The following is a 16,881-nucleotide window of genomic DNA, read 5'->3' as shown; positions in this document are numbered from 1 at the left end:
CCCTAGCGCTTGCTGCTGCTCAGGGCAAAATCGGCTTCTATAACCAGCCGCCCAGCAATAAGACGCTGGGCGGTACCGTTCCCATCCTTATCGTGCCCCGCCGGGGGCACCGGGCACCCCACCATCGCGGGTTGCACCGTGGGTAGGAAGGTCTCGATATGACGGGAATTTCCTTCCCGGGCATGACAATCCGCGTCCGAGCAGTCAAGATGGTCGATGGCCCAGGCCATAAATGACAGTGTTGTCGTACAGTTCAGCGCTTCGGGGGATCGCGGCGCGGACAGGAGCGCCCCGTGGCAACGTCGCCGCAGACCTCGGAATCCGTCACGTCCGTGATCGTTGAATCCACCCGCCCGGCCCGGATCGGTACCCGCATCGCCCATCCGGTGCTGCGCACCACCCTGCAGCAGTTTCTGCGGGCGGGGGCGTGGGTCGCCGATTTCGGGCCCGGACCGGCCGAGCTGATCTTCCGGGCCACCCGTTTCTCGGAGGGACCCGCGGCCCTGCTCGGCACACCGCGTGGCACACACCGGCATCCGGTGTTCTTCGAGGACTTTCACGGCGAATGGCTGTGGAGCGCACCGGTCGCCGATCCGCGTATCGAGCGTGGTGCGGTGATTCTGTATTTCCACGGCGGAGCGTTCATCGCGGGCGGGCTCAACAGCTATCGGCGGCATACCGCGCGGCTGGGCAGTGCGAGCGCACTGCCGGTGTTCACCGTCGACTACCGCCAGCTACCCGACGCGCACCCGAATGAGAGCCTCGACGATGCGCTGACCGCCTACCGGTACCTGCTGGACCAGGGCTTCGCAGCCGAGAAGATCATCGTGGCGGGCGATTCCGCCGGCGGCGGCCTGGCGCTGCGCCTGGTATTGACCGCCCGTGATCTGGGTCTGCCGCTGCCCGCGGGCATTTCGGTGACCTCCCCCTGGGCCGACTTCGACTCCACCGCGCGCGATGCGCACCCCAATGCCAATACCGATGCGGTGCTGCCCGCCGCGGGCCCGGCCATGGTGGTGCGGCGCGGAATCGCGATCAATGGCGTCCTGGATCCGAGCTGGTCGGTGGTCAACCACGATTTCACCGGAATGCCGCCGATCCTGCTCCAGGTCGGCTCGCGCGAAATGCTGCTCTCGGACGCCCTGGAAGTGGCACGCCGCTGCGAAGAGGCACGGGTCCCGATGACCCTCCAGATCCGCGCCGACGCACCGCACACCCTCATCCACTTGGGCGCGGGCCTGCTCGCCGACGGTCGCGACGCCGCCAGGGACGCGGCCGGATTCCACCGTGCGATGATCGAACAGGCCGCCACCGGCCGCACCGCCGCCTGACCCGCACCGGTAGCGCCGAGTGATCGGAACTCCCACAGGCGAAGGCGGCTCCGCCGTCTCGACCGTGGGTACCCCCCGGCTCCGTCATCCCGGCGTGCTTGTGGCCGGGATCCACACCGCAGGCGCAGTACTGTTTCGACCGTCAGCACCGGAGAGGTTCGAATGTCACAGCCCGCCAACGCATCCCGCCCCGCCGTCCTGATCACCGGCGCGGCCGCCGGTATCGGCCGCGCGATTGCCGCGACGTTCGCGGCCCGGGGGTGGACGGTCGGGCTGTACGACATCGATGCCGATGCCGCCGAACACACCGCACGGGAGATCGGCGGACACACCGTCGCCGGCGCGTTCGATGTCACCGATGCGGCGGGCTGGGAACGTGCGCTGGCGGAGTTCTTCGCCGTCACCGGTCGCCTCGACCTGTTGGTCAACAATGCGGGCATCCTCTACTCGGGCGCATTCGGCGATATCGCCCTCGACCGTCAGCACCGGCTGGTGGACGTGAATATCAAAGGCGTGCTGAACGGCTGCCACACCGCGCTCCCCTATCTGCGCCGCACCCCGGGCAGTCAGGTCATCAACTTGGCCTCGGCCTCAGCGCTGTACGGCCAGCCGGGACTGGCGACCTACGGGGCCACCAAGGCGGCGGTGCGCAGCCTCACCGAAGCCCTGGATCTGGAGTGGCGGCACTACGGCATCCCGGTGCGCGATCTGCTGCCCCTGTTCGTCGCCACCGATATGATGACCGAGGTCGCCAAGGGCTCGAAATCCGCGACCACCCTGGGCGTGCGACTGAGCCCGGACGATGTCGCGAACGCCGTGTGGCACACCGCGACCCACCGCCGGAGCATTCGGAGTTCGCACGTGCTCGTCGGCGTGCAGACCAAGATCACCGCCGCGGCCACCCAACTCTCCCCCGCCTGGCTCAATCGCTTGGTGGTCGGCTGGATCAGCAAGGCCGACACCCTCTGACGAGGGCCCCTAAGGGGTGTACTCAAAGCCACATGAGCAGGGTGGCCAGGTCGAGCATGCCCCGGTAGGAGGTGACCCGGGGTGTTTTGTGATGGCAAGGGCTACTTTTCGACGGGTGTCGGCTCGGGCGAGCGGATGCGGAGGAAAGCGCGCAGGTCGGGGCCGCCGCGTAGGCACCAGAGGGCGATCACGGGGTCGCAGATCGCGCAGCCGAGGGAGGAGTTGTGCGCGAAGGGGACGATCGGGTGGCCTTTGAGGTGATGCAATATGTCGCTGGCGGTGTGCAGCAGCCATGCGAGGCCGATGAATGTCCACGAATTCAGGCCGCGGTACGCGCAGTAGGTGATGGCGGCGGCGAAGACGTATTCCCAGGGGCCGAGTCCGCCGCCACTGAGATAGGCGGCTCCGGCTCCGGCGACCATGATCGCGTTGAAAGTGCGGCGATGTGGTTCGCGGATGGGTGACATGAGCAGGGCGTAGACGCCGCCGATCAGCAGCGGCGCAACGACATTGGCGACAGTGGAAATCATGACCGGGTGACTCCTAGGAGCGGGCTCGGGGGATGAATCGGACACGAAGGTATCGCCCGGCCGAGAGTCGTCCCAGTGGCTTTTTCGTCAGGTATCCACGGAAAAACGACATGGCCGGTCTCACGGTCCCGTCACCGTCTCGTCGCCCTTGCCGGCCTGTTCACGGTGATGACGCGAATTCGGCGATGGGGTAGTTTCACGCCATGCACACGGTCGCGGTTCTGGCCTTGGACGGGGTCATACCCTTCGATTTGTCCACCCCCGTCGAGGTTTTCGACCGCACCCGCCTACCGGACGGCCGCCGCGCGTATCGGGTCCGCATCTGCGCCGAGCGGCCGGAGGTGGACGCTGGTGCGTTCGCGCTACGAGCGCCATGGGACCTGGCCGCGGTGGCCGAAGCCGACACCGTGATCGTCCCCGGAGTCGCCGATCCGACCGCCCCGCTGTCGCCGGCCGTGCGCGACACGATCCGCACCGCCGCCGCGGCGGGCACCAGGATCGCCTCCATCTGCACCGGGACGTTCCCCCTCGCGGCCACCGGCCTCCTGGACGGGCTGCGGGCGACCACCCATTGGATCGTGGCGGACCTGCTGGCGGCCACCTATCCGCGCGTCGAGGTCGATCCGGACGTGCTGTACGTCGATAACGGCCAAATCCTCACCTCCGCAGGCGCTTCGGCCGGACTGGATCTGTGCCTGCACCTGATCCGCCGCGACTACGGCTCGGCCGTGGCGGCCGACGCCGCCCGGCTGTCGGTGATGCCGCTGGAACGCGAGGGCGGGCAGGCCCAGTTCATCGTCCAGCAACTCCCGCCCGCACCGCAGGGCGGCGGGCTGGAGCCGCTGCTGCTGTGGTTGCAGGACAATATGTCCCGCGACCTCACCATCGCCGACATCGCCGCCGAAGCCGGCACCAGCACCCGAACCCTGTTGCGGCAGTTCCGCACTCAGACCGGCGCCACGCCGCTACGGTGGCTACACCGCGCTCGGATCCGCCGCGCCCAGCATTTGCTGGAGACGACCGACCACACGATCGAACGCGTCGGCGCCCAAGTCGGTTTCGGCTCACCGACCGCGTTCCGAGACAATTTCAAACGCACCGTCGGCGTCCCCCCGAACGCCTACCGCCGCGCCTTCCGGTGAACGCCCGCGGAGCGACAGACCACGGCGATCGAGGGTGACGGTCCCGCCGACGCGCGGTGTGGTTCCTCGCGGCAGCGGGTCAGGTCGGCGTGAGTCCAGAGTTCCATCGACGACCAGCCGAATGCAACGCGCTCATGTGGCTCATACCGCGCTGAGAGAGCTGGCCGGCGCGCCGATGACGACGCTGGGACCGACTACGGCCCGGGGATTCCGCCATTGCCGAGATCCGGATGACCGGCCGCATCTCGCACTAGGCGGGATGGCGTTTGCGGAGCACCGGAATCGGCAGGCAGCGCGCCGCCGCGAACGCATGCCGCACGACCCGCAGCAGCGGCACGGTGAAGATGCCCGCCAGCCGCGTATAAGGCCATATCGCGATCAGCAGCAGCACGATCAATCCGCGCGCCTGATAGATGACCGGCGCGTGCTGCATGACCTCGACATTGGGATGCAGCGACACCAGCGATCGGGTCCAGGTGAACAGCGTCTCCGCGGTCCGGTACCGATCATCGGTCGAATACGGATCGAAGGTCACCAGCACCGAGGAGAGCAGCGCCGCGACCAGCACCGGCAAGGTCATCCGATCGATCGGCGTAATGCGCGGCCGCGCTTCGGCGGTGATCAGCGGCGGAATGAGAATGAGCCCCGCCCCGATCGCGGCCAGCGGAATGGCGACCGCCTGCGCGAGCGTGAGCAGCACGCTGAGACCACCGCCGGTGCGTGAATGCGGCCCGGAAACACTGACTTCGGTGACCCGCACCGCGAACAGCAGCGGCACCCCGGTACGGAATGCCAGACTCCCGAACCACTGCGCGCGATCGATATGCGGCCCGTACAGACAGCTCAGGAACCGATCGCGCCGAAAACGCCAGACGTGTCCGGCAACGCAGGTGACAACAGCGACGACCGGCAGGAAGACCCACAACACGTACATCATGGTCGACTTCCTCGTCATATCGATCCCGCTGTTGCGCACCACTGTTGCACGTGCATCCGCTCGGGGAAAGAGGCGAGGTCGGCGAATTTCGCGCTATCCCACCGAGAATTCGGTCGATGTACCGGTGAATCCGGTCCTCTGCCCGGTCGCATCCCTGCTGTCGCCGAAGTATTGGATGCGATACTTTCCGGCCTTCACATCGGACGGCACGCTCCAGCGGATCTGGATGAGCGAGGCGGCCGGATTGTCCTCCGGTCGCCGCCAGTGCAATTCGGTGCACCAGTCATTGTCGTCGTGGACCCGCGCCCACCCGTCCCCGGTGGACCGCTGCACCTCGAAGTAGGTGCCGCCCAGCCGGAAATCGTTGTTCGGGTGCGCGCCCACGAATTCGACCGAGACCGTATCTCCCGCAGCGTAATTCGCGGCGGGCTGGGTCAGCACATCACCGAACGAACGGCCCGCGACCGGGACATCGGCGGGCACGGCGGCCAGCAGATTCGGCTGCAAGCCCGAACTCCAGTCCAGCGGCGCGGGTCCCCGGCCGAGATCGGTCCGGGCCGCCACGGCACGCGCCAGGCGGTCGAATTCCTGCATGTACGCCGAGAGAGTCCAACGGCCGTACAGGGTTTCACCGCCCTCGTACTGCTGCGAGAGGTACTCCTCGGGCGTGGTGACGTACCCGCAGTAGCCGTTGGCATAGCCCTGCACGAGCACGTTCTCCATCGGCGCACCCAGCGCGCGGGCCACCACCCGGCGCACCCGCAGCCCCGATACGATGGTGAATTCCGCTGGGCCCGAGGCCAATACGAGGTCCCCGATGCGCATGATCTGAATCGCCACCACCTGCGGCACCCACGGTCGCGGCGGCAGTATCCCCAGCGGGACGATATCGAGCTTGGGGGCCTGCACATCGCGCATCCACTGTTCGATCGGCGCGTCGATACCACCGAGGGCCGCGACCATCGGATTGGTATCACCCTCGTGCAGGAACGGGATCTGGGTATTGAAGTTGTCCTCGGAACTGGTGGCCACCGCCGCCGCGCCCATCATGGCGGGCGAGGTGCGCGCGGGCTTGCCGTCGGGGGTGTACGACCCGTCGATGAGGGTGTCGGACATGTTCACATAGCGGATGACCGAATCCACGCCGCCCCGCGACATGCCCCGTGCGGACGCGAAAGCCTTTCGCCCGGCTTGATATTGGCGCTCGCCGATCATGGCGCAGTTGGTTCGATTGTCCTCGGTCGGCCCGGCCGGATGCCACGGCCGCGTCCACAGATTCGGGGTCATATCGCCGGGATTGGTCTGCGGGAACGCCGCGATGAATCCGGGCTGCCCGTCCAGATAGCGCGCGCCCATCTCGTCGTGCTCCCAGCGGTAGCTGGCGTAGCCCTTGTTGTCGACCGAGATCAGCGTGTTGCGATCGGTCAGCGAGGTGCCGTGCGTGGCGAACCAGGTGATGGCTCCGACATCCTTGCCGCCCTGGCGAAGTCGCAGCACGGTGACCGCCGGATCGATGGCGTCCGGGAACTCCGCCTTGTCCTCGGCGGGATTGAGATCGAAGGCCACCCGCGAGCGATTGGCACTGGCATCGTGCAGTTCGCCATGCCCGATCATGATGTCGCCGGGCGCGAGCCGCTCGTGCGCGTGCGCGATCGCCGCGACGATACCGCCCACTTCGGCGTCATAGGAGTTCTGCTGAAACCCCTGCGCCGCAAGCGAGTACGCGTATTCGCGCGCGGTGCCACCGCACGAATTGTGATTGTGCGTGGCATTGAGATTCACATTGCGCTCGGTGTACAGATCACCGAATCGCTTGGCCAGCTCCACCATCACCGCCAGGTGCACCGACTGGAACAGACAGGCGTTGTCGGTGTTCACGAAGACCACGCGATCACCGCTGACCTGATCGACGATGATGTACGCGCGTGCCCAGCAGCGCATGAGCAGGCCGGTGGTGACCTGATCCAGTTCGGAGTAGCCCATCATGCCCTGTCCGGCGGGTGCGCCGGTCATATCGGCCATACCGCAGCCGACGAGGTAGCCCGCACCGCTGCCCGGCTGTGCGACAGCGGTTTTCGCGCCGAGCAGTCCGGTCGCGCCGAGGGCGGCGGCGGAGACGGCCGCGCCTGCCAGCGCGGATCGGCGGGACACTCTCATCGAATACTCCTGCATCTGTTCGTCACGGTGCGGTCCACCGGGCCGCGTACGCCCGCAGTGCGATCTTGACTTCGCGCAGCAGGCCCGGATCACCGTCCGGATCGGCCCGGAACGCCTCCTGCATGACCGCATCGCCCATCAGGTGCGCGGTCCGGCAGGCGATATCCAGTTCCTCGCCGGGTGCGGCGACACCCTGGGCGATCATGATCTCGCGGAGCGTAACCGCCATCCGCCGTTTGTGCTCGCGGTCGGCCGCGCGCGCCGCCTCGGTGAGATGGCGACCGAACCACAGCGCGCGGAAGCCGGGCTCGCCGCGGTACAGGTGCGCGAAGGCGTCGATGAGCACATCGGTCGGATCCGGCCAGCGTTCGGCGCGGGCCAGCTCGAGCAGTGCGGCCGTACGGGATTCGATCATGGCCAGATAGGACCCGGCCAACGCCTCGATGATCGCGTCGCGATCGGGCAGATACTGGTACAGCGACCCGACCGAGATATGCGCCTCGGCCGCCACCCTGATCATGGTCAGCGCCTCGACGCCCTCGGTGCCCATCAGCCGATCCGCCACCTCGAGCACCCGCGCGAGACGCTCGCGGCTGCGCGTCTGGCGGGGCACACGGCGCAGCAGCGCATCGGGCAGCTGGAGCGGGGTGGGCATTCTCGACTCCGGAGGCAATGTGAATCAGATTCAGGTTTGGGTAGGGTAGCGGCCACGAGCAGAACCGCGCCAGCCGAATGCGCCCGTGTCGCATGGGCTTCGCGCCGGTTGGCCGAGGAGGGGCTCCTCATCTGCGCCGCCGGGTATGTGAGTCTACGGTTCGGCGACCTGGTGGCGGTTACGCCCACCGGTGCCGTACTGGCCGAGCTGAGCGCCGACGCCTTCGCCACTCGCTAGCCCGGCGACGTGCATGTAATCGCGCGGGCAAACGCCGAGAGGACCCCTGCGCCATAACATGCACATGGCATCGAATGGGCGCGCGCAATAGGCTGGCGCGGTGATTTCCGGGCGGACAGTGGTCGACGGGCGCTTCGAATTGCTCGAGCCGCTCGGCAGTGGCGGTATGGGGACGGTGTGGCGGGCCTACGATGTGGCGCTGCATCGGGAGGTGGCGCTCAAAGAGGTCAGGGCTACCACCCGCTGCGCCGTGATACCTCGGTCGGCACGCTCGCCGCGGTCATGCGCGGCGAGGTCCCACCGCCGCGCCGCGCGGGATCGCTCACCCCCGCTCTACTCGCGATCCTGGTGCCACACCCCGATCAACGCCCCACCTTCGAACAGGTGGATTGGCTGCTGTCCCAGGCGATGACAACGCCGACCCCATACCCCGGAGGCCTTCCGCCACTGCATCAGGCACCGACCGCGATCTCCGCGCCACATCGGTTGACGGGAAAGCCCCCGGAGCATTCACTGCCCTTGTCACCGTCGGTCCCCTCGCACCCGCTGTCCTACGGCGGGCATTCCAACCCTTCGGGACATTCGGCGACACCGCTCTACGCCCAGCCCACGGCAACCTCCCGGGGCGTCGCGATTGATGCCGCGGCGCACTCGAATCGGGGTGTGATCGTCGCCGCGATCATCGGTGTGGTGGTCGTGGTCGCGGCCGGTGTCCTCGCCGCGGTGGCACTGCGGCCGGGGTCGTCGACCAATACACCGAGTACCCAGGCGATTCCGAGTCTGCCGGTGGGCACGAATATCGTGCAGCCCAGCTTCACCTTTCCGACCACGCAGCCGCGTACCACCTCCGCGGGAGTCGATCTGCTGACGCCCACCGGCGTTCGGCAGGCCATCGCGGCGCTGGAGAAGGCAACGGGCGGACAGAATTTCACCGAATCCACCATCTACCCGGAGTTCATCACCACCGGCGCACCGGTCAAGGACCGCCCGACCGTCTACGACGAGTACACCTTCCGCGACGGCGCGGCCACCCGCACCGGACCGGGCGGTCAAATCTCCGGCCATTCGACGGTCGCTCTCGGGGGCATCGACTGGGATATCCTGCCCGCGCTGCTGGCCACGGCCCAGGACAAGCTGGCCGTCCCGAATCCCAAGAGCCACTACATCATCATCGACCCGGCCTGGACCTTCAACGACAACAAGCCGACGCTGCTGGTCTACTACTCCGACGAATACAACGGCGGCGGATACGTCGCCGCCGATGTGGACGGCACCCTGGTGCGCGTCTACAACAGCAAGTAGCGCTCAGCGCAGCAGGTTCACGATCTGCCGGTAGGCGGTGCGGGTGGGGGGTGCGAGTTTGGACCAGCTGACCGCGCCGCCGGTGGCCAGGTGGGCGTCGTAGGGGATTTCGGTGACGGCGCGGACGAACTTTCCGAGGTAGGTGCGGATGTGTTTGGCGTAGCCGGGGCCATCGCTCGGGTTCTGTCTGGTCACCACGATGACCGCTTCGGCCAGGTGGTATTGGCTGTAGTTGTCGTCCAGCCAGATCAGGGCCGGGCGTAGTCGATTCACCGCGTCGGCGCGGGCGGCCAGGGTGATGACCAGGGAGATACGCGAATCCGCCAGCAACGGCGCGACCATGCGGTTGGTCACCGGCGATCCGCCGTCGTAAACCGGCAGACATCCGGCATCGCAGAGGCTGCGATGCACCGAGGCGTAGCTCTCGCGCCGCGGTAGCGCCTCGGGCCCGCGGGGCAGGATGCCGACGCTGGAGGTGTTCTCACCGCAGCTGTCCAGCACCGCCGAGGCCAGTCCGCGGTGACTCATATTCAGCCAGGATTGCACGGTTCCGGCGGGATCGATTGCATCGCAACCCCTTCGGGCCAGATCCCCGCCGGTGGCGGTGGCGTCCACCACGATCGGGGAGTGTTCGCGGTAGTTGTAGGAGGCCGCGGTGGCCACGCCGAGCGCCGTCGTCGTGGTGCCCGCGCCGCCGGAGCTCCCGAGTACGAGTACGGGCGGTAGATCGGCCCAGAGCAGGAAACCATTGGTGCTGCGCAGGCGCACGACATCGGTGGGCGCGCCGGGCGGGGCCGGGCGGAGCAGCACGGACAGATCCGTAGGGGTGGAGGAGAGCGCGGCGGGATGATCGGGAAAACTGAGAGACACTCGAGATTCCTTTGTGCGAGCGGCATCGCCTGTAGGACACGCGGCAGCGCAACCGATCGAATACGTCCCGTCCGGCACCCACACCGTGCCCGACGGGCACCCCTGCACTACCACGTCTTCGATGAAATCAACTTCGGTTGGTGCGCCATCCCCCCTTGCCGATTGCTCGAGGCTCAAAAGAGTTGTACTACAACTCCTTTCAGGGTGGAACGATAGTACACCGATCATGACGCCGTGACGATTCGGCGGGGATCGTGATCCCCGGGCCGGGAATTACCTTCGAATGCGCTTCGAATCCACCGTTTTCCGAATGCGGATAACCGCATCGCCCCTCCGCCTTATAAGACGGAGGGGCGATATTCCTATCAGAGAATCGCGATGGGTGCGACCGGAGCGCCGGTCGCGCCGACGAACGGTTCCGGAGTGGCCGAGAGCAGGAATTCGTACCGCCGTTCCTGCGCGCATGCCTCGGAGAGCTCCTCGAGGTTCCAGTTCTGCCCCTGCAGCATGCCCATCTCCACCAGATGCAAAGCATGCACGGCGAGCCAGACATTCTCGATCTCCGGCGGGAAGATCTCGAAGGTCAGCGTGTCATTGGCCACGGCCGCGACATCGCGCGCATGAAACCATTCCGGACAGCGCACCGACAGGCCCGGCGACGGCACCGCATAGCCTTCGCGGTCACCGGCGAGGAAAAGGCGTATCTGACCGGTGCGAATCAACACCAGATCACCGGGCCGGACCCGAACCCGGCCGAATTCCTCGGCCGCCTCCAACTCCTCGGGACCCACCGCGTAATCCGGGGCCAGCCGTTCGACACCCAGCGCGGCGGCGACATCGAGCAGCACCCCGCGCGAGACGATATGCCGGGCCTTGTCGATACCGCTGCGGGAGGCCCCGCCGTGCGCGGTGATACCGCTCGCCGGGCGATTGTTGTAAATGCGCCCCGCGCGCGAGACATGCGGCAAAGCGTCCCAATGGGTTCCGGCCTGCAGGCCCATGGTGACCATGTCATCGCTGGTGGCGACCGTATCGGGGCCGAACATCTCCCAGTTCACCGCGATCATGCTGTGCAGCGGATTGACTCGGCCGCGGATCATGCCGGTCTGAATGCCCCGCTGACTCAGCGGCACCGCCAGCGGCACCCGCCGCCCGCTGCGTACCACCGCGGCGGCCGCGCGGACCACATTGTCGGTGATGAGGTTGAGCGTGCCGATCTCGTCGTCGGAACCCCAACGGCCCCAATTGTTCACGCGCTTGGCCAGGTCGAGAAATTCGGATGGGAAAGCCATATCCGGGAACTTACCCACCGCGCGCCGGTGAACCGCACACACCAGACAATCCGCTCGCCGAGTACGGTGGACAATTGGTCACCGTGGAGTTCGCCCGCTGGTAACCCTCGTGTGAAACAACAGACGCCGGAGCGCCGAACGGTTCAATGAGAGGTGGGCACGACGCGATGCAGCAGTCCCAGGTCGATACGGCGGTGGGCGCCAGCCCGTTGCTACGGGCCTCCCTGGCGCCAGCGGCCCGAACCCTGGTCGATATTCTCGCCGCCACCGCGGCGGAGCATCCCGAGGCACCCGCCATCGACGACGGTGCGGTGGTGCTCAGCTACTCGGAGTTGCTGAGCGAAATCGATATCGAGGTGGGCCGCCTGGCCGCGGCGGGTGTGCGCGCGGGTGATCGGGTCGGCGTGCGCATGCCGTCCGGGACCAGCGCGCTGTACATCACCATTCTCGCGGTGCTGCACGCCGGCGCCGCCTACGTGCCCGTGGACGCCGATGATCCCGACGAGCGGGCGCGCCTGGTGTTCGGCGAGGCGAAGGTGAGCGCCATCGTCACCGGCGAGGGCATTCAAAGCACCGGTGTGACAACCGAATCCACCGCCGAGTCGACCGCGCACCCCACGCCCGCCGATGACGCCTGGATCATCTTCACCTCCGGTTCCACCGGAACGCCCAAAGGTGTTGCGGTGACCCATCGCAATGCCGCGGCCTTCGTCGATGCCGAGGCCCGGCTGTTCCTGCAACACGAACCCATCGCCCCGGGTGATCGGGTGCTGGCCGGACTCTCGGTCGCCTTCGACGCCTCCTGCGAGGAGATGTGGCTGGCCTGGCGGCACGGGGCCTGCCTGGTGCCCGCCCCGCGCGCCCTGGTGCGCACCGGCGCGGACCTCGGGCCGTGGCTGGTGCGCCGGGAGATCAGCATCGTCTCCACCGTGCCGACGCTGGCCGCGACCTGGCCCGCCGAGGCCCTGGACTCGGTCCGCCTGCTCATCTTCGGCGGTGAGGCGGTGCCGCCGGAACTGGCGGAGAAGCTCGCCGGAACCACCGATCGCGAGGTGTGGAACACCTACGGCCCCACCGAGGCCACCGTGGTCGCATGCGCGGCCCTGTTGAACGGCTCCTGGCCGGTGCGCATCGGGCTGCCCCTGGACGGGTGGGATCTGACCGTCATCGACGCCGCCGGAAATCCGGTCGCCGAGGGCGAATCCGGTGAGCTGGTCATCGGCGGTGTGGGCCTGGCCCGCTACCTGGATCCGGCCAAGGACGCGGAGAAGTACGCACCGCTGGAATCGGTCGGCTGGGAACGCGCCTACCGCAGTGGCGATCTGGTGCGCAATGACAGCGAGGGCCTGGTCTTCCTGGGCCGCGCCGATGATCAGATCAAATTGGGCGGCCGCCGGATCGAACTCGGCGAGATCGACAACGCGCTCCAGCATCTGCCCGGTGTCACCGGCGGCGCGGCCGCCATTCGAACCACCAAGGCGGGCAATAAGATTCTGGTCGGCTACCTCACCGGACCGGGCAGCGATTACGACCTCAAGGCCGCGCGAGCCATTCTCGCCGAACAACTTCCGGCTCCGCTGGTGCCGCGCCTGGCCGTGGTCGACGATATGCCCACCCGCACCTCGGGCAAGGTCGACCGCGATGCGCTGCCGTGGCCGCTGCCCAAGGTCGCCGAGGTCGATCCCGGACTCACCCCGACCGAGCAATGGGTTGCCGGACTGTGGGATTCGATTCTCGGCGCGGAGGTCACCGATCCGAACGCCGACTTCTTCGATCTGGGCGGCGGCTCGCTCGCGGCCGCACAGCTGGTGACCGGATTGCGGGAACGGCATCCGCGGATCACCGTCGCCGATCTCTACGATCAACCGCGACTCGGCGCACTGGCCGCACTGCTGGACGCCACCGCACCCGTCGAGGCTGCACAGGTGCGCGAGGTGCGGCCGGTTCCGCTGCCCGCCCAACTGTTCCAGGTGCTGGCCACGATTCCGCTCACCACGCTGACCGGATTACAGTGGCTGACCTGGCTCGCGATCGTCGGCAATATCGCGTCCTGGACCGATTCGCTGCCCTGGCTGCCGCACCTGTCCTGGTGGTGGGCGCTCATCGCCTTCCTGTTGTTCATCTCCCCACCCGGCCGAATGGCATTGTGCGTGGCCGGTTCCCGGCTGCTGCTGGCCACCGTGGAGGCCGGAACGCATCCGCGCGGCGGCCTGGTGCATCTGCGGCTGTGGACGGCCGTGCGGCTGTCCGAGGCCAGCGGGGCCGAGAACCTGTCCGGCGCACCGTGGATGGTGCCGTTCGCGCGGGCGCTCGGCGCGCGCATCGGCAAGGGCGTGGATCTGCACACCCTGCCGCCGGTGACCGGCTTCCTCGAACTCGGCGACGGATGCAGCGTCGAACCAGAGGTCGACCTCTCGGGGTATTGGATCGACGGCGACCTGGTGCACATCGGCCCGATCAGCATCGGGCCGGGCGCGGTGATCGGCGCGCGCTCGATTCTGCTGCCCGGCACCAGGATCGGCAAGAACGCCGAGATCGCACCGGGTTCGGCGGTCTCGGGCCGGGTCAAGGCCGATCAGGCGTGGGCCGGTTCACCGGCGGTGAAAGTCGGTAAGGCACAGCACGGCTGGCCCGATCACACCCCGGCGCGCGCACCCCAGTGGATCGCCATCTTCGGCATGACCTCGATGGCCCTGGCCGCCGTGCCGATTCTCGGACTCGGCGCCGGTGGTGCGCTGATCGCCTGGCGGATACGCGATACCACCACGCTCACAGCGGGACTCGGCCGCGCGTTCGCGATACTGCCGGTGGCCGCGCTGCTCAGCCTCGGCGTGTACGCCGCGGTGACGATTATCGCGGTGCGGCTGTTCAGTATCGGACTCACCGCCGGATACCACCCGGTGCGCAGCCGCGTGGGCTGGCAGACCTGGGCCACCGAACGTCTGCTGGACTCCGCGCGCACCTTCCTGTTCCCGCTCTACGCAAGCCTCTTGACCCCGGTCTGGCTGCGCCTGCTCGGTGCGAAGATCGGCAAACACGTCGAAGCCTCCACCGTGCTGCTGCTGCCGAAGTTCACCACAGTCTCCGACGGCGCGTTCCTGGCCGACGACACCATGATCGCCAGTTACGAACTCGGCGGCGGCTGGCTGCATATCGGCGAGGCCAAGGTCGGCAAGCGGGCCTTCCTGGGTAATTCGGGTATGACGGCGCCCGGTCGCCGGGTGCCCAAGAACGGTCTGGTCGCGGTGCTCTCGGCCGCGCCGTCCAAGGCCAAGGCGGGCTCGTCCTGGCTCGGCAGTCCGCCGGTGCGCCTGCGCCGCACCGCCGCAAGCTCCGATACCGCACGCACTTTCGATCCGTCCTGGCAGCTGCGGGTCGCCCGCGGGATTGTCGAGACCTGCCGTTTGATCCCGGTGCTGGTGACCTTCGCCATCGGCCTGGGCGTGCTGTTCACCCTGGCGTGGCTGGCCCAGCGGCTCGGACATCTGGCCACCGCACTGCTGAGCGGGCTGGTGCTGCTGGCCGCCGGGGCCGTCGCCGGGGCCTGCTCGGTCATCGCCAAATGGTTGCTGGTGGGTCGGATCGGGCGGGTCGAGCATCCGCTGTGGTCCTCGTTCGTCTGGCGTAATGAAGTCGCCGACACCTTCGTGGAACATGTTGCCGCGCCGTGGTTCGCGCGTGCGGCGACCGGTACACCCGTACTCAATCTGTGGCTGCGCGGACTCGGTGCCACGATCGGGCGCGGGGTATGGTGCGAGTCCTATTGGCTACCGGAGGCTGACCTGGTGACACTCGGTGACGGCGCGACAGTGGAACGCGGCTGCGTGGTGCAGACCCATCTGTTCCATGATCGAATCATGGCCATGGACACCGTAACCCTCGGTGCCGGAGCCACATTGGGACCGCATTGCGTCGCCCTGCCCGCCGCGAGCATCGGCGCGGGCGCGACCATCGGACCCGCGTCACTGGTCATGCGCGGGGATACCGTGCCGCCGTCCACGCGTTGGTGGGGCAATCCCATCGCGCCGTGGCCGCAGACCGGAGCGGGCCAGTGATGCCGGCCAAGTTCGATGAGGAGCCGATCGATGATTACCTGCCGCAGAACGGGAATCGCGGCTACCGGGTGTCGCGGTACGAGCTGGAGCTGGTCTACAGGGTAGCGGGCAACCGGCTCGGCGGGCGCGCGGAGATCACCGCGGTGACCACGGCGGTGCGGGATCGGTACGCGCTGGATCTGGCTCAGTCGCTGACGGTTTCGAAGGTCTTCGTCAATGGCGCGCGGGCCTCGAAGTACACCCATCAGCGCGGAAAGCTGATTATCACTCCCGCACAGCGGATTCCGGCGGGCGGTGTGCTGGCCGTGGTCGTGCAGTACAACGGGGTGCCCGCGCCGGTGCGCGGCCGGTGGGGCGAGGTCGGCTGGGAGGAGCTCACCGAGGGCGCGCTGGTGGCCAGTCAGCCCAATGGCGCGGCCTCCTGGTATCCCTGTGACGACCATCCGAGTTCCAAAGCGTCCTACCGCATTTCGATCACCACGGACACCCCGTACTACGCCCTGGCCAATGGCACCCTCATGCGCAAGCAGACCAGGGCCAGCCAGACCACCTGGGTCTACGAACAGCCCGAGCCGATGGCCACCTATCTGGCCACCATCCAGATCGGGCCGTATCGCAAACATCGCCTCGAGGCCCCGCGCGGTGCGGTGCCCATGCAGGCCGTACTGCCCATCCGGCTGCGCGCCGCCTTCGATCACGACTTCGCGCGGCAACCGCGCATGATGGAGCTCTTCGCCGAGAAGTTCGGGCCCTATCCCTTCGAGGGGTACACCGTCGTCATCACCGATGACGAGCTGGAGATCCCCATCGAGGCGCAGGGCATCTCGATCTTCGGCGCGAACCACTGCGACGGCCGGCGCGGCTCGGAACGCCTGGTCGCACACGAACTCGCGCATCAATGGTTCGGCAACAGCCTCACCCTGCGACAGTGGCGCGATATCTGGCTGCACGAGGGCTTCGCCTGCTACGCCGAATGGATCTGGTCCGAGGCCGCGGGCGAGCAGACCGCCGACCACCTCGCCCGCGCCGCCCACCACATGCTCTCGCGCCATCCGCAGGACATCCTCATCGGCGACCCCGGCCCCGCCCGCATGTTCGACGACCGCGTCTACAAACGCGGAGCCCTCACCCTGCACGCCCTACGCCTACATCTCGGCGACCCGAAATTCTTCAACCTGCTGCGCGAGTGGACCACCCGCCATAGGCACGCCTCGGTCACCACCGACGAATTCACCGACCTGGCAGGGCATTACAGCTCCACCTCCCTGCGAACCCTGTGGGACGCCTGGCTCTACAGCCTCCCACTCCCCCAACTACCGCCGCCGAGTCACGCCGGTTGAACGGCCCGCTCGAACAGGTACGGGTCGTGGAAGTTGATCAGCAACGCGGTCGGGTCGGCGGCTG

The 16,881-nt window shown here is 67.6% G+C and carries 12 protein-coding genes; 6 read left to right on the top strand and 6 right to left on the bottom strand.

Going from position 1 to position 16,881, the window contains the following annotated elements:
• Positions 1–293 precede the first annotated feature (293 nt).
• Together NA10_RS20295 and NA10_RS20290 are read left to right on the top strand one after the other, a co-directional pair.
• A complete protein-coding gene (locus NA10_RS20295; RefSeq protein WP_067570295.1) occupies positions 294–1,331 on the top strand; it encodes an alpha/beta hydrolase in 1,038 nt (345 codons plus the stop codon).
• 162 nt (positions 1,332–1,493) lie between these two features.
• The gene (locus NA10_RS20290) at positions 1,494–2,300 is read left to right on the top strand and encodes an SDR family oxidoreductase (protein WP_067570293.1); all 807 of its coding nucleotides are present in this window, start codon (positions 1,494–1,496) and stop codon (positions 2,298–2,300) included.
• 101 nt (positions 2,301–2,401) lie between these two features.
• On the opposite strand, the gene NA10_RS20285 is transcribed toward NA10_RS20290, so the two are convergent.
• Complete coding sequence (locus tag NA10_RS20285; protein WP_067570291.1) at positions 2,402–2,830, bottom strand: DUF6010 family protein; 429 nt, start codon at positions 2,828–2,830, stop codon at positions 2,402–2,404.
• Positions 2,831–3,033: 203 nt separating this feature from the next.
• Between NA10_RS20285 and NA10_RS20280 the strand changes: the two genes are divergently transcribed.
• The gene (locus NA10_RS20280) at positions 3,034–3,972 is read left to right on the top strand and encodes a GlxA family transcriptional regulator (protein ID WP_067570289.1); all 939 of its coding nucleotides are present in this window, start codon (positions 3,034–3,036) and stop codon (positions 3,970–3,972) included.
• Between the two features lie 250 nt (positions 3,973–4,222).
• On the opposite strand, the gene NA10_RS20275 is transcribed toward NA10_RS20280, so the two are convergent.
• The 3 genes from NA10_RS20275 to NA10_RS20265 all read right to left on the bottom strand — a co-directional run bounded on the left by NA10_RS20275 (position 4,223) and on the right by NA10_RS20265 (position 7,721).
• Positions 4,223–4,927 carry a respiratory nitrate reductase subunit gamma gene (locus NA10_RS20275; protein WP_084515031.1) on the bottom strand — a complete coding sequence of 235 codons (705 nt, stop codon included), beginning with the start codon at positions 4,925–4,927 and terminating at the stop codon, positions 4,223–4,225.
• A 75-nt stretch (positions 4,928–5,002) separates the two neighbouring features.
• Positions 5,003–7,066, bottom strand: coding sequence for a neutral/alkaline ceramidase (locus NA10_RS20270; RefSeq protein WP_067570320.1), 2,064 nt, complete (start codon positions 7,064–7,066; stop codon positions 5,003–5,005).
• 22 nt (positions 7,067–7,088) lie between these two features.
• On the bottom strand, positions 7,089–7,721 hold the full coding sequence (locus NA10_RS20265) for a TetR/AcrR family transcriptional regulator (RefSeq protein WP_067570286.1): 633 nt from the start codon (positions 7,719–7,721) through the stop codon (positions 7,089–7,091).
• Between the two features lie 519 nt (positions 7,722–8,240).
• On the opposite strand from NA10_RS20265, the gene NA10_RS20260 reads away from it, so the two are divergent.
• Complete coding sequence (locus tag NA10_RS20260; RefSeq protein ID WP_067570284.1) at positions 8,241–9,260, top strand: hypothetical protein; 1,020 nt, start codon at positions 8,241–8,243, stop codon at positions 9,258–9,260.
• A gap of 3 nt (positions 9,261–9,263) precedes the next feature.
• Here the strand turns inward: NA10_RS20260 and NA10_RS20255 are convergent, their stop codons facing one another.
• Complete coding sequence (locus NA10_RS20255) at positions 9,264–10,130, bottom strand: MinD/ParA family ATP-binding protein (protein WP_067570282.1); 867 nt, start codon at positions 10,128–10,130, stop codon at positions 9,264–9,266.
• Positions 10,131–10,495: 365 nt separating this feature from the next.
• Positions 10,496–11,422: a cyclase family protein gene (locus NA10_RS20250; RefSeq protein WP_067570280.1), complete on the bottom strand. Its 927-nt coding sequence runs from the start codon at positions 11,420–11,422 to the stop codon at positions 10,496–10,498.
• Between the two features lie 167 nt (positions 11,423–11,589).
• On the opposite strand from NA10_RS20250, the gene NA10_RS20245 reads away from it, so the two are divergent.
• The gene (locus NA10_RS20245) at positions 11,590–15,477 is read left to right on the top strand and encodes a Pls/PosA family non-ribosomal peptide synthetase (RefSeq protein WP_067570277.1); all 3,888 of its coding nucleotides are present in this window, start codon (positions 11,590–11,592) and stop codon (positions 15,475–15,477) included.
• Positions 15,477–16,817: a M1 family metallopeptidase gene (locus NA10_RS20240; protein ID WP_067570275.1), complete on the top strand. Its 1,341-nt coding sequence runs from the start codon at positions 15,477–15,479 to the stop codon at positions 16,815–16,817. The genes NA10_RS20245 and NA10_RS20240 overlap by 1 nt, the downstream gene beginning before the upstream one ends.
• Positions 16,818–16,881 lie beyond the last annotated feature (64 nt).

Source organism: Nocardia acidivorans NBRC 108247 (assembly GCF_001625085.1).
In the GTDB taxonomy this organism is placed as follows: Bacteria; Actinomycetota; Actinomycetes; order Mycobacteriales; family Mycobacteriaceae; genus Nocardia; species Nocardia acidivorans.
This window is presented reverse-complemented; position numbering and strand designations above follow the sequence as displayed.